Origin of the sequence: Marinobacter sp. C7, from assembly GCF_022343555.1 — a bacterium.
Classification (GTDB): Bacteria; Pseudomonadota; Gammaproteobacteria; order Pseudomonadales; family Oleiphilaceae; genus Marinobacter.
In genome coordinates this window covers 2,133,941-2,152,396 of record NZ_JAKQZH010000001.1, presented here as the reverse complement: position 1 = coordinate 2,152,396, position 18,456 = coordinate 2,133,941, and the positions used below count along the sequence as shown (strand labels likewise).

The window sequence follows — 18,456 nt, the reverse complement described above, 5'->3', positions numbered from 1 at the left end:
TAATTGCTCGTGCGGCTTGACTATATAACACCCAAGACAATTGCGGATAACGCAGAGCGAAAGCTCCAGAAATCAAACATCACTGTCAGTCCAACTGACTGTTCTATCCCGTCCCCCAGTGATCAACCGTTTTGCCTGACGACCATAGCGGTCTGGAACCACCTGATCCCATCCCGAACTCAGAAGTGAAACAGACCAGCGCCGATGGTAGTGTGGCATGGCCCATGCGAGAGTAGGTCATCGTCAGGCTCCTAATACCAAAACCCCCAGCGGCTTCGCCGTTGGGGGTTTTTTATTAGCTGCAAGAAAGAGATGACCTACGAGAGTGTCCGCACCGGTGCCGAAGGCAGAGCGAGCATCGCTCGCTCAGGTAAGGACGAGCACCCCGTCTCGGGGTGCTCCGGGTCATCGTCTGCAGTGCGAAGCACTGCCCGAGGCCAACACCCAGCAATAATCGCGACTTGGCAGCAGAGCCTAACGATCGACTTCTTCGCACTCCCCACTATCTATCCAGGCACTTATTACTGCTTGTCTTTACACAAAACAAAACCCCGGTGCCCATCAGGCACCGGGGTTTTCTATGCACGCGAGAAACCCACCGAAAGGGGAGTCGCCCATCACCCCCGCTTCTGCTTCAACTGCTTGTTCACCATCGCTCTCAAGGCCGCAGGCTTCACCGGTTTATAAAGAATCTGATAGCCCCTCTCGATGGCATCCTCGCGAACTTCAGGGGCCATATAGCCGGTGATCAGTATCCCGGGGATATCTTCACTGATTTCCGCTCTGATGCTGTCCATCGCATCCAGGCCGTTGCGGTTATCGTCCAGCTGGTAGTCGGCGAGAATGATGTCCGGCTGCTGGCCATCGAGTTTTTCCAGCGCGTCCTCAAGACTCTCAGCCGCGGTGATTTCGCATTGCCAGTTCCCCAGCAGTGCAGTCATGCCCTGAAGAATCGTGGGATCATTGTCGATACACAGCACCTGCAGGCCACCCAGGCTCGATACCCGTCTTGAGCCGGAGGAAGGCTTGGTGCTCTGCTGGGTCTGTTCCGGAGCGGCCGAGGGCACGGTAATTCCAAAGACACTTCCACGGCCCTGCACTGAATGGACACTGACCGGATGGTTGAGCATGCCGCTGATCCGGTCGACGATGGCCAGTCCCAGCCCGAGGCCTTTCTTGTCCCGCCCATGCTGGAAGCGCCGAAACTCTTCAAAGATCTGGGCCAGCTGGTCTTCCGGAATGCCGGGGCCGGTGTCCCATACTTCGATCCGGATGTAGCCCTTCAGCCGCCGGCATCCCATCAGGATCTTGCCACTGGGGGTGTAGCGGATTGCGTTGGACAGGAAGTTCTGAACCACCCGGCGCAGGAGTTTGGCATCCGATCTTACCCAGGCCGAGCTCGGCACGACATGCAGTTCCAGGTCCTGCTCCTTTGCGATCGCCGTGAAATCGGTCGCCAGATGGCGCAGAAGATCGTTGACCGGGAATACCGCGATATCCGGCTCCAGGGCGCCGGCATCGAGTTTCGATATGTCGAGCAGCGTACTGATAATCTCTTCCGCTGCACCGAGGGAACTGTCGATATGGTCGACCAGCTCCCTTGTCTCGCCATCATTCGCCTTGCCGGCAAGGGCAGAGGTGAACAGCCTGGCAGCATTCAGGGGCTGCAAGAGGTCGTGACTGGCTGAAGCCAGGAAGCGGGTCTTGCTCTGGTTGGCCTGCTCGGCAACGGATTTCGCCTTGAGCATCTGTTCGTTGATGACCTGAAGCTCCTGGGTACGCTCCTTGACGCGCTGTTCCAGGTAGATGTTGGTCTCTTTCAGCGCCTGCTCGGTGCGACGCATCGCGGTGATGTCCTGGAAGGTCGTTACGTAGCCACCACCCGGGATGGGGCTTCCGTCGATCCGGAGGACCGTACCGTCCGGGCGTTGGCGCTCATAGGACATCGGCTTGCCTTCGCGCATGCTGTTACAGCGGTCGGCGATGATCTCATCGATTCGCCGGGCGGAATGATTGGCGTTGGTAAGGTTATAACGCATCAGGTCTTCCACCGGTCGGCCAACCCGGACAAAGCCTTTGGGGTAATTGAACAGCTCAAGGTACCGATGGTTCCAGACCACCAGTTGCTGCTGGTGGTTTACCACCGAGACGCCAAGGCTTATGTTTTCGATAGCCGATTGCAGCAGTTCCCGGCTGAAGGTCATGGCCTGTGACGCTTCATCGACGATACTGACGACATCCTCGATCTGCATGTCCCGGCCGGTGAGCGTGGATTCCAGTACCACTCGGGCCGTAGAGGCACCTATCACCGAGGCCAGTTGGCGCTCGATGTATTTCATCAGGTGGGTGGAGGCGGGTCGGTGCGGATGCAGGCGAATGGCGTTACGACGCTCGTAATTTCTGAAGATGGTTTCCGACCTCTCCTCTCCCATGAAGCGGTCGGTCAGGGCCTGGAGGTCCGAAATCAGGATCTCGCCCTGCCAACTCTGGTGATGGGCGGTCTCTGCCTTTGGCTGGGGGTCATGGAAAAACGACGCGATCTGTATTTTTTCCCGTACCCGTTGACGGGTCAGCATGGAGAAAACGATGTAGGTTACCGTGTTGATGCCCAGGCTCCAGATAATGCCATGGCTGATCTGGTCGAGGTTGGAGCCGAACAGGGCTGTGGGGCGGGTCCAGCTGAGGCCCCACAGGCCGTTGTTGATCAGGTTGTCGGCGACCCAGCCAGTGGTCGCCAGGGCGGGCAGAAGCAGGGTGTAACACCACATCAGGAAGCCCAGAGCCAGGCCCCAGACCGCGCCCATGTAATTCCCCCGGCGCCAGATGATGCCACCGACCAGTGCCGGGCCGAACTGCGCCGCTGCGGCAAACGACAGCAAACCAAACGCCGTCAGGCTGTAGTCTTCCCCGGCCATCCGGTAGAAGCCATAGGCGGTCAGCAGAACCACAAAGATCGCCACCCGGCGGATACTGAGCAGCAGGTAGCTGAGGTCCGTGCGGCGGTTCATGCCGGGACGGAAGAATTTCAGCAACGCCGGCATGATGATTTCGTTGCTGACCATGGTGGCGATCGCTACCGAGCAGACGATAACCATTGCCGCGGCTGCTGAACCGCCGCCGAGAAATACCAGGATTGCCAGCCACTCCTCACCGGCAAGGATAGGTAGCTGGAGGATAAGAACGTCCGGATTGCCCAGGATTGTGCTGGGCGACAAGAGGCCGGCAGCGGCGATGGGCAACACAAAGGCGCTGGCGACCACCAGATAAATAGGCATTGCCCAGCGCGCCACCTCAAAGTCCCGGTGATCGGTATTCTCCACCACCATGACATGGAACTGTCGTGGCAGGCAGATGATGGCCAGCATCGCCACAAGGGTCTGGGTAATAAATGCAGGGGCTTCCAGGCCGTCTGTTGTCAGTGCCCCGGTCAGGTCTGCGGCCCGGACCTGGCCAAGCAGATCACCGAAGCCGTTGAACAGGCCGAAACCTACGAACAGGCCGACAGCAACAAAAGCGATCAGTTTTATCAGGGATTCAAAGGCGACCGCCTGGATCATGCCCCGGTGATGTTCGGTGGATTCCAGGTGTCGGGTACCGAACAGCACGGTGAAGACCGCCAGGGCGAGGGTGATGTACCACGCCGAGTCGTTCCAGGCTGCGGAACTGAGTTCCCGGTAACCGGTGCCGCTCTCGGACAGCACGTTAAAGCCCATGGCGATCGCTTTCAGTTGCAGGGCGATGTAGGGCACGCTGCCGATCAGGGCAAAGGTGGCGATCATGGCCGCCAGTAGTTGGGATTTGCCGTACCGGGAGGCAATAAAGTCGGCGATCGAGGTACTGTTGTTGCGTTTACTGATGTAGATAATGCGCCGGAGCAATGGCGCTCCGAAAATGAACACCAGCAAGGGACCGAGATAGATCGGCAGGAAGCCGAGGCCTTCCTGGGTGGCGCGGCCAACGGCGCCGTAGAAGGTCCAGGAGGTAAAGTAGACGGCCAGGGAAAGGGCGTAGATGTGGGTTCGCGCCAGGCGCTTTCGGTAAAGTCCCGGGTGTTTGTCACCGGCCCAGGCGATGACAAACAGGATGGAAATGTAGGTAATCGAGATTAATACCAGCAGCCAGGCGCTAATCATGAAACGCTCTTCTCGTTAAAACAGCTTGGAATCCCTGGTTCAAACCTCCGGTCAGCCTGCGCAGACGGTCTGAAACAGCGGGTTACCGGATTCAAGGACCTTCATATTGTCCACCCGGGGCTTTCCATCAGAGCCCAGCGGAACCAGCTCATGGCTCTCGCAGTTGATGATGTGAACCCGATGGGAGACCGCGTCGGTCATCTTTTGTTCGAAGCGGTACAGGGTAAAGCGCACGATGTCCGGGTTGTCTGTATCCCGGGTGATGCTCTCCACATCCACGGTGGAGAAGGCTGTGACGTAGGGGAACACGAAGGTCCATGGGCGCCAGAGTATACCGTCACTCTCGGTACCGACAATTACCGCCTCATCGGGCAGCAGGGACTGCTTGTGATCGTACCAGGTGTACTCGCCATAGATGAGATAGCCGAGCATGCCGGCGCCGGCGAATACCGGGATGAGCCAGCGGGGGGCCTTATTGCGGGTAATGGCGCGGATACCCAGGGCAATACCGGCCGCGCCAAGGCCGCAAAAGACAGTGGCGATAAAGGTCCAGAACATAAATCTACTTCCTCAAAAAAGAACGGGCTCCCTCGATGAGGAAGCCCGTCCAGTATCAACCTGTCAATTCATCGAATGAATCAGGTTGAGTTGTTGCTTAGTGGTCTTGAGCCTGACCGGCACCACGCGGGTAACGGACGCTTTCAACCAGCTCCTGAATCTCAACGGGCGGTTCTTCAGTTGCGTTGGATACAACGAAGGCTACCGCAAAGTTGACGATTGCACCAACCGCACCGATGGACAGCGGGGAGATGCCCAGTACCCAGTTCTCGGGGGTATCCGGCAGGTTGTTGGTGCCCGGGATGAACAGCCAGCCCTTGTACACGAAGATGTATACCAGGGTGAAGGCCAGACCGCACAGCATACCGGCGATGGCGCCAGTGTTGTTTACACGCTTGGAGAAGATACCCATCATCAGCGCCGGGAACAGGGAGGCCGCGGCGATACCGAACGCCAGAGCTACTACCTGTGCCGCGAAGCCGGGCGGGTTGGCACCAAGCCAGGTGGCCACCACGATCGCAACAGCCATGGAGATCCGGGCTGCCAGCAGTTCGCCTTTTTCCGTGATATTCGGGTTAATGGAACCCTTGATCAGGTCGTGACTCACCGCAGAGGATATCGCCAGCAACAGACCTGCCGCTGTGGACAGTGCCGCTGCCAGACCACCGGCGGCAATCAGGCCGATTACCCAGCCAGGCAGGTTGGCGATTTCCGGGTTGGCCAGTACCAGGATGTCCCGGTTAACGGTCAGCTCGTTGCCAGCCCAGCCACGCGCTTCCGCTTCAGGCTGGAAGGATTCGCTGGCGTTGTAGTGCTGGATGCGACCGTCGTTGTTCTTGTCCTCGAACTGGATAAGACCGGTAACTTCCCACTCCTTGACCCAGTTCGGACGCTCTTCATACAGGATCGGAGCAGCGTCAGTGCCATCCGGGTAGATGGTGGTCATCAGGTTCAGTCGAGCCATGGAAGCAACGGCCGGAGCGGTCAGGTACAGCAGGGCGATGAAGACCAGGGCCCAGCCGGCTGACCAGCGCGCGTCGGCAACCTTCGGTACGGTGAAGAACCGGATGATAACGTGCGGCAGACCTGCAGTACCGATCATCAGGGACAGGGTGAACAGAACCATGTTCAGCTTGTTGTCGATGTCGGCGGTGTAGGAGTTGAAGCCGAGGTCGGTGATGACCTGGTTCAGCTTCTCCAGGATCGGCATGCCGGAGTCAGCGTGGGTCGAGAACAGGCCCAGCGGAGGCAGCGGGTTGCCGGTCAGCTGCAGGGAGATGAACACAGCCGGGATGGTGTAGGCGATGATCAGTACGCAGTACTGGGCCACCTGGGTGTAGGTGATGCCCTTCATGCCACCCATAACGGCGTACATGAATACCACAACCGCGGCAATGATCAGACCCAGGGTTGAATCAACCTCCAGGAAGCGGGAGAAGGCAACACCGGCACCGGCCATCTGGCCGATTACATAGGTCACGGAAGCGACGATCAGGCAGATGACCGCTACCAGGCGTGCGTTCTTGCTGTAGAAGCGGTCGCCGATGAACTCCGGCACGGTGAACTTGCCGAACTTACGCAGGTAAGGCGCCAGCAGCATGGCCAGCAGCACGTAACCGCCAGTCCAGCCCATGAGGAACGTGGAGTTGGCATAACCACCGGCGGCAATCAGGCCCGCCATGGAGATGAAAGATGCCGCTGACATCCAGTCTGCACCGATCGCCATACCGTTGGTGACCGGGTGAACGCCGCCGCCGGCAACGTAGAAGTCCTTGGTGCTACCGGCTTTCGCCCAGATAGCAATCAGGATGTAGAGGAGGAACGAGCCCCCTACGAATAGAATGTTGATTGCAAATTGGCTCATTCGTCCTTACTCCTCGTGTACGCCGAATTTTTCGTCGATCTTGTTCATGCGCCACGCGTAGTGGAAGATCAGAGCGATGAAGGTGAGGATGGAGCCCTGCTGGGCGAACCAGAAGCCCAGATCGGTCCCGCCAACGGAAATTCCCGCCAGCATCGGACGAAGCAGGATGGCGCAACCGTAAGATACCAGGGCCCAGACAATCAGACTCCCGAATATCAGGCGGAGGTTCGCCTTCCAGTAGTTTTCAGCGTCGTAGCTATGACCTGACATAGGATTCACTCCTGTGTTGTTGTTGTGGAGGTTGGATGGGTTTTTGGTGAGGTATTTCGGCTAGAGAATTTATTATTCATATAAGTACTTCTCCGACTGTTGTCCCTAATGACTTTACTGGTCAACCAATATATAGATATTGGCAAAAGGTCTAATTCTCAGTAATTTGCCTTGGGATCGGTCAATTTTGTGAAGCGCTTTTGCCCTCCCTCAAAAGCGATGCATGTTTTGCAATCTTCGGTGATATCGAAGTTTGTCATTCAGATCTTTCAGGGTTTTTACATCGTCTTTTCCGGCCTTGTTCAGAGCCACAAGGGTGAGCTCTGCAGTGACAAGTGCATCGGCTGCGGCATGGTGACGTTCGCTTACTTCCAGCCCGAAACAGTCCGCCCAATGGTCCAGGCCCTTGCCACCGGGTTTCGCATCGGGGAAGAACGCCGGTAACAGGTCGGCCACGTCAATCCAGAGATGGGGCTGGGTGTAGCCCAGCACGCTCTTGAGCGTCTTTTCGAGGAACTTCTGGTCAAATGCGGAGTGGTAGGCCAGCACCGGATCGCCGTTCATCCATTCCAGCAGATACAGCAGGGCATCTTCGGTTTCGTGGCCCTGGGTCAGGGCTTCGGGCCCGATGCCATGGATCAGGACCGTTTCGCTGATATCCAGTTCCGGCCGCCGGAGAATCAGGTCGAACTGGTCATCGAGGTGAATCACGCCACCGCTGATGGCCACTGCCCCAATGGCAATCACCTCGTCCTTGGCCGCATTCAGGCCGGTGGTTTCGAGATCAAGCACTATCAGCCGGCTGTTCGAAAGCAGTTGATCGCCCGCGGCTTTGGGAGAGGGCAGATTGTCCCGGTCGTGGTCGCCAATATGGCCGGCTCGGCGACGCTCGAGCCATTGCTTGATGTAGTCCAGCATCCTGTCCGGCTCTCAGAGTTGGTAGGTGACTTCCAGCTTCTGTTGAAGTCGCTGGGCCTGGCGGAAGGACTCCCGCAGGATCCGCCGGTCCAGCGGGTTCAGATCATCCGGGTCAATGTAATTGGTCAGCTCCTCGCCTCGATCCAGCATTTCCTGATGGGCGCGCATGCGAATCGCCTGTATCAGGCTGTAGGCTTCCTTCCAGGCGTTGGCATCCTTGGGGTCGAAGACGCCTTTTTTCGCCAGTTCTTCCATCCGTTCCAGGGTATTGGCGGTTTCCACACCGTTGGCCAGTGCGAATACCCGGACTGCCTCGACGAAGGGCGCCAGCCCCTGTCGTTTGAGGTCCAGTGCGTGTTTTTTCTCATCGTTGAGATAACGGAAGTTGCGGAACATCGTCAGCGGCGGTTTGCGCTGGAACGCGTTGCCGGCCAGCATCTTCTGGAACAGGGCATTCTTGCGGATCCGGGCGAGAACCTTTTCCAGCAACTCGTGCAAGGGCTCGGTCGGACCGAATACTGCCCGCATATCCAGGAAGATCGATGAATACACCAGGTTCTGGGGGGTGGAGGCGTCGATAAAGCGAATGAACCAGTCATCCCATTCGCGGTCACTCAGGCAAAGCTTCGGGTTGCTGGCCATGATGTTGCCCTTGCACAGGGTAAAGCCGCACTCGGCCAGTTCCTTGTTGACGGTCTGGGCAAAGGGAAGCAGTTTTTCCCGGACCTGGTCCTCGGTCATGCCCTCGGGGGTCCGGAACAGGATGCCGTTGTCCTGGTCGGTGAGCAGGGTCTGTTCCTGACGCCCTTCGGAACCGAAGGTGAGCCAGGTGAAGGGGATGCCCGGGTCGTTCTTCTGAATATTCAGCTCGAGAACCCGTCGCACCGTGACGTCATTGAGTGTGGTGATAATCTTCACGACCTGGCCGGAATCGGCACCATGGGCCAGCATGGCGTCCACAAGCCGCGATACGTCGCTGCGCAGGCTCACCAGGGTGCGAAGGTGTGTGGCGGTGCCGATGGTGCGTGCCAGGTTGACCAGATCCACCCGTTGCAGGGCGAAGAGATCGCGCTCCGAGACCACGCCGATCAGGCGCTGCTCGTCGTCGACCACGCACAGGTGGGCAAAGTGGTGCTCGGCCATGAGCATTGCGGCCTCGAAGGCATCGGCATGGGCCGGGAGGCGGCAGGGATCCGGCGTCATCACCTGGCGCACCGGTGTATCGAGCGGGCCTTTCTCCTCGGCGATCATGGTGCGCAGATCACGCAGGGTGAAGATGCCGGTCGGGTGTCGGTTGTCATCAGTGATGATGATGCTGCCGACATTGTTCTCGTGCATGCGGGCCACGGCTTTTCGCACGGGGAGATCCGGGGAACAGACGATCGGATTACGCAGGGCGTAGCGTTCCAGCGGAGTGTCCAGGCTGTTACTGGAACCAATGGAAGCCATGGCTCCGGACTGGATGCGCTGGTTCACCTGATCGAGCAGGCTGCTGACACCCCGCAGGCAGAAATCCCGGAACGGGTCGCTCTCGGAGAACAGGGTGATAAAGGCATCCTGTTCAATACTCAGGCAGAAGGTGTCGCCATCGGCCCGGTGAAGGGTCCGGGTGGGGCGTTCGCCAATCATCGCCGCCAGCGGGAAACACTCGCCCCGACTGATTTCAAAGGTGGTTTCGGTGCGATCTTCTTTTTCGTTGTGCCGTTCGCCACGGATCCGTCCCTGCTTTACTACGTAAAAACGTTTGACGATGCCTTCGTCCGGCGAGAGCACCACATCGCCATCGGCATAGAACCTCAGGGAGGCATGTTCCGCAAAATGTGCCAGGTGAGCATCGTCCATACTGGAAAAAGGCGCATGCTCACGGAGGAAGGTCATGATGGCACGGGTATTCTGGGGGCGGTTACTTTCCTGGTTCGAGGCCATATCCGGATCCATTCGCTCGTTATTATTGTCCGTTTGAGTGTAGTGCAGGGTGCGCTTTCGAGCCCTACGATCTTGGTAGCAAGCGGGACGGGGCGTTGCTTCCTTTATGGTATACCGGGGCGGTGGTAAAGTTCTGACATCAATCAATCCAGAAACAAACTCAGCCATGACCAGTAAAGACGAGCGCCTGGCCTTCTTGGAAGAAATGAAGGACGTCCGGCGCATCCGCAAACCGAACCGGGCCGAGGTCTCCACGCCCAGGGAACTGACTCCGGGTCATCTGGAGCGTCAGCGCGCGGCCGTGGAGAAACCGCTGAAGGATGCGAATCCGCTGACGTCCGATATGGTGGAGCCACTGACCGCGCACGATATTCTCAGTTGGCAGCGGCCGGGCATCCAGCATGGTGTCTTTCGCAAGCTTCGACTTGGTCAGTATCCCATCGAAGCCCGCCTGGACCTGCACCGGATGACCGTTGAGCAGGCCCGGCGGGAAGTATTCACGTTTATCGGTGACTGTGTACGTTACGGCTTACGCTCGGTGATCATCCTTCACGGCAAGGGCGAGCGTAATCCTGACGGCATCGCCCAGCTGAAAAGCTATCTCGCCAAGTGGCTACCCGAGCTTGACGATGTGCTGGCGTTTCATTCGGCCCAGAAACACCATGGTGGCACCGGGGCGGTGTATGTCATGGTACGGAAGAGTGACCGCGACAAGCAGCGCAATCGTGAAATCCACGGAAGCCGCTAGGGCTTCCATTCCTTTCCAGGTTCATGTTGAAAAAACCGGCAAAGCCGGTATCGGAGGTAAGTGTGGTGAAGCAGTTGATTGTGATGGTGTTCTCGGTGCTGGCGCTGGCTGGCTGCAAGGATCGCGTGATCTGGAATGATAACGGCAAGGTCGAGGAAGCCACCGAGGGGCGCGAAGTCTGGAATTCCAACGGTCAGATGGAATCCGGTGAGCGCAAGATCTGGGTAAACAAGGACGGTGAGGAAGTCGTCAAGTAAAGGACCAGGTGTCGACCTGCCCCGGATAACAGAGGTGGCCCGGCGAGAGGCCCCTGCACAGGAGAGAGGCAATGGCATTACGCCTGACCGTAAATGGTGAGACTCATTCGCTGGATATCGAGGCTGACACGCCGCTGCTATGGGTTTTGCGGGACGAACTGGGCCTACCGGGCACCAAATTCGGATGCGGAGCCGGGCTGTGCGGTGCCTGTACGGTGCATCTGGACGGGCAGCCGGTGCGGTCCTGTTCCACGCCCGTGGAAGCGGCTGCGAATCGCGAAGTGACCACCATCGAAGGTCTTGGCAATGGTGATCGATTGCATGCGTTACAGCAGGCCTGGATTGATCACGGAGTGCCCCAGTGCGGCTACTGCCAATCCGGGCAGATCATGAGCGCCGCTCATTTGCTGGCGACCAATCCCTCACCTGGCCGTGACGAGATTGTCGCTGCCATGACAGGCAACCTGTGCCGGTGTGGCACCTACAACCGGATCATCGCTGCCGTGGAATCCGTGGTTGCCGGCAAGAAAGCGGCGCAGAAGGAGGCGTGACATGGTGCTGAACCGAAGGGATTTCCTGAAAGTCAGTGCCGGTGCTTCCGGAAGCCTGATGCTCTCTCTGTCACTGCCCGGATGTTCCGGGCTCCCCACGGGTTACGAGGAGGAAACGGGGGAATGGCGCCCGGATGCCTGGCTGGAAATTACCCGGGATGACCGCATTTACTTCACTCTGGCGCGGGTGGAGATGGGTCAGGGTACCTACACTGGCCTTACCACGCTGATTGCGGAGGAACTGGAGGTGGCTCCGGAGGCCATCGAGCCGCGTTTTGCCCCGGTTGCCGACGAATACAAGAATCCGTTGTACAAGCTACAGCTCACCGGGGGCAGCACCAGCCTCGCCGCCAGCTGGGTACCCCTCAGGGCGGCCGGCGCTTCCGCCCGCGAGATGCTGATCCGGGCGGCCGCAGGCGTCTGGCGGGTCGATGCGGGAGAGTGCTCGGCCACTGACGGGCGCGTGATCCACCCCAATGGCATCGATTCCATGCGCTATGGCCAGCTGGTTGAGCTGGCGTCCAATGAAATTCTGCGCGGGGATGTCGCGCTCAAGCCGTCAGCTGAGTGGAAATACATCGGCAAACAGAACCGCAGGCTCGACGCCCGTGCCAAGTCCACCGGCACTGCCGTGTACGGCATTGATGTCAGCCTGCCGGACATGGTGTATGCGGTGGTTACCCGCTCGCCCCGATACGGCGGCAAGGTGCAGTCGTTCAATGCCGAGGAAGTACGGGCCATGCCAGGCGTTCTCGAGGTCATGGCAATCGATCGAGGAGTGGCTATCGTTGCCGACAGGTACTGGCGGGCCCGCAAGGCGCAGGACGCCTTGAAAGTGAGGTGGGACTTCTCGGAAGCATTGGGCTTGTCCACGCAGGAGGTATTCGAGACCTACCGCAAAGCTGCGGACGAGAATGCCGGCGAGTCGGAGCGCAGTGAGGGTGATGCCGACCGGGCTCTGGAAACCTCTGAAAGAGTGGTGGAGGCGGAATACAGCCAGCCTTATCTGGCCCACGCCACGCTTGAGCCCATGAATGCCACGGCCTGGTACCGGCATGATCATATGGAGATCTGGGCGCCGACCCAGGCCCCGGATCTCGGCCGCATAGCCGCTGCTCGGGTGACCGGTCTGGCCCCGGACGAGGTGACGATCAACACCACCTTCCTCGGGGGCGGCTTCGGCCGGCGTCTGACCCAGGACTATATAGAAGAGGCTGCCGCGATTGCGTTCCGCGTCGACCGGCCGGTGAAGTTAATCTGGTCCCGGGAAGAAGATACCCGCCACGATCTGTACCGGCCGGCCATGCTGCACCGGATGAAGGCCGCCCTGAACGAGGGTGAGCTCACTGGCTGGCAGCACCAGATCGTCGGGCCGCAGATTCTGAACTGGTACGTTCGCAATGCCGCGCCCGCGCAGTTCCCCTGGACGCCCAAATTCCTCTACGACGCCCTGGGCAAGGTTGGGGGCTGGACAGAGGGTATTGCCACCCCGAAGGATATCTCCGCCATCGAGGGAGCTATCGAATATCCGTACCAGGTGGCGAGCATCGATATCCGTCATACCCATATCGACCCGGGTGTCCCCATTACCTGGTGGCGTTCGGTGGGGTACTCCCATAACGGCTTTGCCGTCGAAACTTTCATGGACGAACTGGCCCACGAGGCGGGGCAGGATCCATACCGATTCCGTCGTGGCCTGCTGGCCAAGGAGCCGAGACATCGCGAGGTACTGGACCGGGCGGCCCGATTGGGCGGCTGGGATACGCCGGTGCCGGAGGGCCGGGCCCGTGGCATTGCCCTGATGCGCAGTTTTGGCACCTACGTGGCCCAGGTGGTGGAAGCGGGCCTCGAGAACGGCTCGATCCGGGTGTACCGGGTTGCTGCTGCCGTGGATTGTGGCCAGGTGGTCAACCCGGCAATCGTGGTTGACCAGATCGAGGGTGGTATCCTGTTCGGCCTGACAGCAGCCCTGTATGGGGAAATTACTCTGGAGCAGGGCGAAGTCCGGCAATCCAACTTCCACGACTACCCCCTCATGAGGCACTACGAGCGGCCGGAGGTCGAGGTGGAGATCGTGGACAGCACCGAGACACCAACCGGGGTCGGCGAGCCGGGCGTGCCGCCGGTGATTCCGGCTTTGGGCAATGCGTTGTTTGCGCTGACCGGCAAACGTCAACGGACGCTGCCGCTGAGGGCCGATGTTTGATGCCTTCAGCAGCCCCTTCGTGATTTGCGGGCTGTTCAACCATCCCTATAATAGCGGCAAATAAGGGTCAATGATCTCCGGTCGGCGGGGACACCCCTGGCACCTGGTCCCTGGAGAAATACCTTGTTCGATGTCACCCGATACGCCACAGCGGCAGAATCCATCGTTGAAGCCGGTCGCTTCCTGTACCAGCAGGGCTGGTCGCCGGCGACCAGCAGCAATTATTCCGCGCGGATTGACGATAAGCACGTTGCAATCACGGTTTCCGGCCGGCACAAGGGGCAGCTCGGAGCCGGAGATGTAATGGTGGTGGACCTGTCCGGTCAGCCAGTCCAGAGCAACTGCCGGTCCTCGGCGGAAACCCGCCTGCATACCATACTGTACGAACTGTTTCCGGAGGTCGGGGCGGTGCTGCACACCCATTCCGTGAAAGCGACGGTACTCAGCCGGCTGCTTGAACCGGGAAGGGCGCTGGAGCTGGAAGGGTATGAGCTTCAGAAGGCCTTCGCCGGCGTGCAGACCCACGAATCCGTTCTGACAGTTCCGGTGTTCGATAATACCCAGGATATCGACGCTCTCGCCCGGGAGACCAAGGCCTGGTTTGCGGAGCATCCGGAGCAGCCGGGCTACCTTATCCGGGGGCATGGCCTCTATACCTGGGGCAACACCATGGCTGATTGCCTGCGACACGTGGAAGCGTTTGAATTCCTTTTTGAATGTGAACTTGAAACCATGAGGGTCCGCCCATGACTACCCTGAGCATCTTTGACCAAAGCCAGCCAGAGCAGCCGCACACCGTGACGGAACAACCGTCGGAAATCCGGGAGCTGTTGGCCACCCAGGGCATTCGCTTCGAGCAGTGGCCGACCCGGGATCTGCCCGCCGATGCCAGCCAGGAAGAGATTCTGGAGGCCTACAGCGGGGAAATTGCGCAACTGAAGGCGGAATGCGGTTTTCAGACTGCCGACGTGGTCAGTCTGAACCCGGACAACCCGCAGAAAGAGGTATTCCGACAGAAGTTCCTGGATGAGCACACCCACAGTGAGGACGAGGTGCGCTTCTTCGTGCGGGGCCGGGGCCTGTTCTACCTGCATTTCGGCGACCAGGTTTACGCGGTGATGTGCGAGAAGAACGACCTGATCAGCGTTCCGGACGGCACCCGGCACTGGTTTGATATGGGGCCCGAACCGGAGTTTATCTGTATCCGGCTGTTCAGTAACCCTGAAGGCTGGGTGGCGGATTTCACCGGTGAGGATATCGCCAGCCGTCTGCCGAGGTATGAGGCGCTGGCGGAGGCGAGCGGATGATCCGGGTTATCCTGACAGACATTGAGGGCACCACCAGCTCCATTTCGTTTGTGCATGATGTTCTGTTTCCCTTTGCGGCCAAGCATCTGCCCGGGTTTGTGACCGAAAACCGGGATGTTCCGGCCGTAGCCGAACAGCTCGACGCGGTGGCCGAAAAGAGCGGTGTCGATCGCACTGATGTTGATGGCCTTGTTGACGTGCTCCAGCAGTGGATTCGTGAGGACCGCAAGGAAACGTCTCTGAAAGCCCTGCAGGGTATGGTCTGGGAACAGGGCTACCAGCAGGGTGAGTTGAAGGGTCATATTTACCCGGACGCCGCGGATTACCTGCAGCGGTGGCATGATCGGGGGTTGCGTTTGTTCGTATACTCCTCCGGTTCGGTGAAAGCGCAGAAGCTCATTTTCGGCTTTACCACCGAGGGCGATTTTACGCCGTTTTTCTCGGGGTATTTCGATACCCGGATCGGAGGCAAGAAAGAAGCCGATTCCTATCGTAATATCCTGAAGGAGCTGGGTGTCGAACCGGAAACGGTCCTGTTCCTGTCTGATGTCGAGGCAGAGCTCGAGGCTGCCAGCGCCGTCGGTCTGAAGACCGCCTGGCTGGTCCGGGAGGGTGAGTTGCCCGACACCAGCCGTTTTGTTGCCCGTGACTTTTCGGAGGTAGATACGCTGCTTCGCAAGCGCTGATCCTGCCGAACCGACTACAGGAGGATCCCATGACCGGACGTTGCCTGGCACTCAGGCTGGTGCCTTTGCTGTTGATTCCGGTCCTGTCCGCCTGTAATCCTTTCTCTGAGGCCCGCCCCATGATGGATGAGTATGTGGAGCGGGTCGCGCGGGTTCTGGAGACGGAACCCGAATTGTCTTCTCCCGAGCCCGCCGAACAGATCCCCCGCCGCCGTGACCGGGTGTTGACCATGCCGGAACTGGACATCGGGATGCTCGACTTCCTGTCTTTGTACGGATGCGAACTGCAGTATGTGGTGGGCGAGAAGAACTCCGTCATGGGCCGGGTCATGCAGCCGCTCAATCGCCTTCGATATGAGGTGCGTTTCATCGAAGCGGCTCGCGATTGCCTGCCTGAGGTGGAGGAGGAGAGGCTTGAAGAGGCTCTGCTCAAGGCTATTGAGAGCAAGCGGGAATCGTTACCTGTTGCGGTGTGGAATGCGACCTGGGGCGTAGAAGAAGTCGAGACCCTTTTTACTCTTGCCAAGGGGTATTACCCGGTCGCCCCGGAAGGTGATCCGGTTTCCGACCTGGCCCTGGATGCGCATCAGCTCAGTGCCGCCATGGCCAGGCTGCTCGGTGGGAATCTGGACGTGTCCCTGGATTTTGCCGGCAATGTTCACCAGCGCTGGCAGGCCGAATACCGGGCGGGGCAGCTGATCAACAGTGCCCGGGTCCTGTCGGCCAGGCTGGACGATGCCACAGGCCTGTTGCAGGAACGTCTGGAGGGCAGGCCGTTATGCCTCAATGGCAAGCCGAACAATCAGTCCGATATCGTGCAAAACATGTTTTTCAACATCTATATCGGGGAGATTCAGCCCTACATGGGGGAGATCCGCCGGGCCAGGAGTGCCCTGATCGAGCCACTGGCCAAATTGGCGGAAATGCAGGAGGAAGTGATGCCGGGTAGCTTTCGTACCTGGTACCGGCACCATCTGTCCCTGTCCGCCCCGGAAAGTCTATGGCTTGAACTGGACCAGGCAATGGCAAACCACACCCGGGCCTGGCAGGACCTGCTTGGGCAATGCGGTTTGCGGCCCGGAGCCTGAGACAGAAGGCCGGCGCTTCTAACCGGCCTGCGGGCGATTCACCTTCAGGTGGATCATGGCCACGACAAACAGCAGCAGGGTCAGCACGGTAAGCAGCACCGGTCCCGGCGCGCCCTCGCTCAGCCAGGCTGATACCACCGCCTGGGTAAAGTAGAAGATCACCACGAAAGCCATCCAGATATAGCCGCGGTTGTTGCCCCTGAACACCGGCACCGCGAACGCCAGCAGAGGCACCAGTTTGACGGTCAGCATCAGGGTGATCGAGACACCTTCCACCGGAGCAGGGAAAAAGGTGGTCGCTAACAATGTGGCCAGGACCGCCAGATACAACAGGATGGTCAGGCGTGCGGTCTGTTTGGCTTTTGCGTTGTGGAGCATGGTTGCTTTCCGGTTCAGTCGGACAGTTTAAGGGCCAGGGTGGCCAGGCGCTGGCCAAAGGCCTGGCACAGCTTTTTCTCGTGGTCACTCAAAGGCAGTTGTTCTTCGGTTCCGGCCCAGTGGGAAGGGCCATAGGGCGTTCCGCCGGAACGGGTCTCGCTCAGCGCCTTCTCGGTGTAGGGCAGTCCACACACCACCATGCCATGGTGCAGCAGCGGCATCATCATGGTCATCAGGGTTGTTTCCTGGCCACCGTGGAGGCTGCCGGTCGAAGTGAACGCGCCTGCTGGCTTGCCTGCCAGTGCACCGCTCAGCCAAAGGTCGCCGGTGGTGTCGAGAAAGTGCTTCAGTGGCGCCGCCATGTTGCCAAAGCGGGTCGGGCTGCCGATCGCCAGACCGGCGCATCCGGCAAGGTCGGCCTTGGTGGCGTAGGGGGCACCCTCGTCCGGCACCGGGGGTAGGCTGGCTTCGGTGTCCGGTGAGACCGGTGGCACGGCCCGCAGGCGTGCCTCGATCCCGGTTACCCGAGCCACACCCCGGCCGATCTGGCGGGCCAGCTCCCCGGTCTGGCCGGTGCGGCTGTAGAAAAGGATCAGAATGTAAGGTTCATGCTCTGGCATGGAACAGGGTTTCCTTGCTTGGCGGCTGCGAAATGACTTTGATCTCCATTACAGAATGGAGAGAACGTTCTCCGGCGGTCTGCCAAGTGCCGCTTTGGTTCTACGAATCACAATGGGGCGTTCGATCAGTTTCGGATGCTCGGACATTGCCTGGAGCAACTGCTCCCGGGTGAGATCTGGGTTGTCCAGGCCCAGCTCCTTGTACTCGGATTCCTTGGTGCGCATCAGTTCCCGGGGTTGGCAGCCCAGCATGTCGAGGATATTCCCGAGCTCTTCCGCTGTCGGAGGGGTTTCCAGGTAGCGTATAATCTCCGGCTCGATTCCCCGTTTGTTAAGCAGTTCAAGTGTTTGACGTGACTTGGAGCAGCGCGGGTTGTGGAAAATCCGGGTCGGTTCTGTCATCTTCTGGCCTGATTGTCTCGGATGGATACGGCGGGTTGTCAAAGGCCCGTAGTCTAACAGGAGGAGTTGCCGTGCAGTACCCTGTATCGGGTGGCCGTGCTCGCTGGCCAGTGCTGGCCGCCGTTCTGGTGGCGGTTTTGCTTTCCGGCTGCCAGAAAACCGAATTCGGACGCGCGGAAGGGCCTCCCCTGAATTGGGACAACCTGCGGGGCCAATGGGTGCTGGTCAATTACTGGGCTGAATGGTGCAAGCCCTGCCTGGAGGAAATCCCGGAGTTGAACGAACTGGATAAGGCGCCCGATATTGCGGTGCTTGGCGTCAACTTTGACGGTGTAACCGGAGCGGAACTGGTAGCACTTGGTGAACGGATGGGTATCGAGTTCACCATGCTGGCGGAAGATCCCGCTTCCCGGTTCGGTTGGCAGGTACCGGTGGCACTGCCGGCAACGTTTGTCGTGAATCCGGACGGGGAACTACTGGAAACCCGATTCGGCCCCCAGACAGAAGCGGATATCCGGGCGTTGATCGGCGGCTGAGCCCGCGC

At 59.3% G+C, this 18,456-nt stretch carries 18 protein-coding genes and 1 rRNA gene; 10 read left to right on the top strand and 9 right to left on the bottom strand.

Annotated elements, in window-relative coordinates; all coding sequences use genetic code 11:
• The first annotated feature begins 134 nt into the window (after positions 1–134).
• Positions 135–249, top strand: a 5S ribosomal RNA gene (gene rrf / locus MD273_RS09945).
• Between the two features lie 368 nt (positions 250–617).
• Here rrf and MD273_RS09940 read toward each other — a convergent pair.
• The 6 genes from MD273_RS09940 to MD273_RS09915 all read right to left on the bottom strand — a co-directional run bounded on the left by MD273_RS09940 (position 618) and on the right by MD273_RS09915 (position 9,669).
• Positions 618–4,133, bottom strand: coding sequence for a hybrid sensor histidine kinase/response regulator (locus tag MD273_RS09940; protein ID WP_239037573.1), 3,516 nt, complete (start codon positions 4,131–4,133; stop codon positions 618–620).
• Between the two features lie 51 nt (positions 4,134–4,184).
• Positions 4,185–4,691, bottom strand: a complete 507-nt coding sequence (locus tag MD273_RS09935) for a surface-adhesin E family protein (RefSeq protein WP_239037572.1) — start codon at positions 4,689–4,691, stop codon at positions 4,185–4,187.
• Between the two features lie 97 nt (positions 4,692–4,788).
• Entirely contained in the window at positions 4,789–6,555 is a 1,767-nt protein-coding gene (locus tag MD273_RS09930) for a sodium:solute symporter family protein (protein WP_239037571.1), read from the bottom strand.
• Between the two features lie 6 nt (positions 6,556–6,561).
• On the bottom strand, positions 6,562–6,825 hold the full coding sequence (locus MD273_RS09925; RefSeq protein WP_239037570.1) for a DUF4212 domain-containing protein: 264 nt from the start codon (positions 6,823–6,825) through the stop codon (positions 6,562–6,564).
• Positions 6,826–7,035: 210 nt separating this feature from the next.
• Complete coding sequence (locus MD273_RS09920) at positions 7,036–7,743, bottom strand: 3'-5' exonuclease (protein WP_239037569.1); 708 nt, start codon at positions 7,741–7,743, stop codon at positions 7,036–7,038.
• Between the two features lie 12 nt (positions 7,744–7,755).
• Complete coding sequence (locus tag MD273_RS09915; protein WP_239037568.1) at positions 7,756–9,669, bottom strand: putative nucleotidyltransferase substrate binding domain-containing protein; 1,914 nt, start codon at positions 9,667–9,669, stop codon at positions 7,756–7,758.
• Between the two features lie 166 nt (positions 9,670–9,835).
• On the opposite strand from MD273_RS09915, the gene smrA reads away from it, so the two are divergent.
• From smrA to MD273_RS09875, 8 genes are all read left to right on the top strand, one after another.
• Positions 9,836–10,417 carry a DNA endonuclease SmrA gene (gene smrA / locus MD273_RS09910; RefSeq protein WP_239037567.1) on the top strand — a complete coding sequence of 194 codons (582 nt, stop codon included), beginning with the start codon at positions 9,836–9,838 and terminating at the stop codon, positions 10,415–10,417.
• A gap of 65 nt (positions 10,418–10,482) precedes the next feature.
• Positions 10,483–10,674 (top strand): hypothetical protein, encoded by a 192-nt coding sequence (locus MD273_RS09905; RefSeq protein ID WP_239037566.1) that lies wholly within the window; start codon positions 10,483–10,485, stop codon positions 10,672–10,674.
• 71 nt (positions 10,675–10,745) lie between these two features.
• The gene (locus MD273_RS09900; protein ID WP_239037565.1) at positions 10,746–11,225 is read left to right on the top strand and encodes a (2Fe-2S)-binding protein; all 480 of its coding nucleotides are present in this window, start codon (positions 10,746–10,748) and stop codon (positions 11,223–11,225) included.
• A 1-nt stretch (position 11,226) separates the two neighbouring features.
• Positions 11,227–13,431 (top strand): xanthine dehydrogenase family protein molybdopterin-binding subunit, encoded by a 2,205-nt coding sequence (locus tag MD273_RS09895; RefSeq protein ID WP_239037564.1) that lies wholly within the window; start codon positions 11,227–11,229, stop codon positions 13,429–13,431.
• 123 nt (positions 13,432–13,554) lie between these two features.
• A complete protein-coding gene (locus MD273_RS09890; protein WP_239037563.1) occupies positions 13,555–14,181 on the top strand; it encodes a methylthioribulose 1-phosphate dehydratase in 627 nt (208 codons plus the stop codon).
• Complete coding sequence (locus MD273_RS09885; RefSeq protein ID WP_239037562.1) at positions 14,178–14,738, top strand: 1,2-dihydroxy-3-keto-5-methylthiopentene dioxygenase; 561 nt, start codon at positions 14,178–14,180, stop codon at positions 14,736–14,738. The genes MD273_RS09890 and MD273_RS09885 overlap by 4 nt, the downstream gene beginning before the upstream one ends.
• Positions 14,735–15,424, top strand: coding sequence for an acireductone synthase (mtnC, locus tag MD273_RS09880; RefSeq protein WP_239037561.1), 690 nt, complete (start codon positions 14,735–14,737; stop codon positions 15,422–15,424). Before MD273_RS09885 ends, mtnC begins: the two co-directional genes overlap by 4 nt.
• A gap of 29 nt (positions 15,425–15,453) precedes the next feature.
• A complete protein-coding gene (locus tag MD273_RS09875) occupies positions 15,454–16,512 on the top strand; it encodes a DUF3080 domain-containing protein (RefSeq protein WP_239037560.1) in 1,059 nt (352 codons plus the stop codon).
• A gap of 18 nt (positions 16,513–16,530) precedes the next feature.
• Here the strand turns inward: MD273_RS09875 and MD273_RS09870 are convergent, their stop codons facing one another.
• The 3 genes from MD273_RS09870 to arsC are packed head-to-tail and all read right to left on the bottom strand — an operon-like array spanning position 16,531 to position 17,912.
• Positions 16,531–16,890 carry a DUF2069 domain-containing protein gene (locus MD273_RS09870; RefSeq protein ID WP_239037559.1) on the bottom strand — a complete coding sequence of 120 codons (360 nt, stop codon included), beginning with the start codon at positions 16,888–16,890 and terminating at the stop codon, positions 16,531–16,533.
• Between the two features lie 14 nt (positions 16,891–16,904).
• The gene (gene wrbA, locus MD273_RS09865; RefSeq protein WP_239037558.1) at positions 16,905–17,510 is read right to left on the bottom strand and encodes an NAD(P)H:quinone oxidoreductase; all 606 of its coding nucleotides are present in this window, start codon (positions 17,508–17,510) and stop codon (positions 16,905–16,907) included.
• Between the two features lie 48 nt (positions 17,511–17,558).
• Entirely contained in the window at positions 17,559–17,912 is a 354-nt protein-coding gene (gene arsC / locus MD273_RS09860; protein WP_239037557.1) for an arsenate reductase (glutaredoxin), read from the bottom strand.
• Positions 17,913–17,983: 71 nt separating this feature from the next.
• Here arsC and MD273_RS09855 point away from each other — a divergent pair, with 71 nt between their 5' ends.
• Positions 17,984–18,448, top strand: a complete 465-nt coding sequence (locus MD273_RS09855; protein WP_239037556.1) for a TlpA family protein disulfide reductase — start codon at positions 17,984–17,986, stop codon at positions 18,446–18,448.
• The last annotated feature ends 8 nt before the right edge of the window (positions 18,449–18,456 follow it).

What these genes read in the sequence shown, in the direction of transcription:
- smrA (WP_239037567.1), top strand. Translation starts at nt 9,836, where the DNA reads ATGACCAGTAAAGACGAGCGCCTGGCCTTCTTGGAAGAAATGAAGGAC.
- MD273_RS09875 (WP_239037560.1), top strand. Translation starts at nt 15,454, where the DNA reads ATGACCGGACGTTGCCTGGCACTCAGGCTGGTGCCTTTGCTGTTGATT.
- MD273_RS09925 (WP_239037570.1), bottom strand. Translation starts at nt 6,825, where the DNA reads ATGTCAGGTCATAGCTACGACGCTGAAAACTACTGGAAGGCGAACCTC.
- wrbA (WP_239037558.1), bottom strand. Translation starts at nt 17,510, where the DNA reads ATGCCAGAGCATGAACCTTACATTCTGATCCTTTTCTACAGCCGCACC.
- MD273_RS09935 (WP_239037572.1), bottom strand. Translation starts at nt 4,691, where the DNA reads ATGTTCTGGACCTTTATCGCCACTGTCTTTTGCGGCCTTGGCGCGGCC.
- MD273_RS09900 (WP_239037565.1), top strand. Translation starts at nt 10,746, where the DNA reads ATGGCATTACGCCTGACCGTAAATGGTGAGACTCATTCGCTGGATATC.
- MD273_RS09885 (WP_239037562.1), top strand. Translation starts at nt 14,178, where the DNA reads ATGACTACCCTGAGCATCTTTGACCAAAGCCAGCCAGAGCAGCCGCAC.
- MD273_RS09930 (WP_239037571.1), bottom strand. Translation starts at nt 6,555, where the DNA reads ATGAGCCAATTTGCAATCAACATTCTATTCGTAGGGGGCTCGTTCCTC.
- MD273_RS09920 (WP_239037569.1), bottom strand. Translation starts at nt 7,743, where the DNA reads ATGCTGGACTACATCAAGCAATGGCTCGAGCGTCGCCGAGCCGGCCAT.
- mtnC (WP_239037561.1), top strand. Translation starts at nt 14,735, where the DNA reads ATGATCCGGGTTATCCTGACAGACATTGAGGGCACCACCAGCTCCATT.
- MD273_RS09870 (WP_239037559.1), bottom strand. Translation starts at nt 16,890, where the DNA reads ATGCTCCACAACGCAAAAGCCAAACAGACCGCACGCCTGACCATCCTG.
- MD273_RS09895 (WP_239037564.1), top strand. Translation starts at nt 11,227, where the DNA reads ATGGTGCTGAACCGAAGGGATTTCCTGAAAGTCAGTGCCGGTGCTTCC.
- arsC (WP_239037557.1), bottom strand. Translation starts at nt 17,912, where the DNA reads ATGACAGAACCGACCCGGATTTTCCACAACCCGCGCTGCTCCAAGTCA.
- MD273_RS09940 (WP_239037573.1), bottom strand. Translation starts at nt 4,133, where the DNA reads ATGATTAGCGCCTGGCTGCTGGTATTAATCTCGATTACCTACATTTCC.
- MD273_RS09915 (WP_239037568.1), bottom strand. Translation starts at nt 9,669, where the DNA reads ATGGCCTCGAACCAGGAAAGTAACCGCCCCCAGAATACCCGTGCCATC.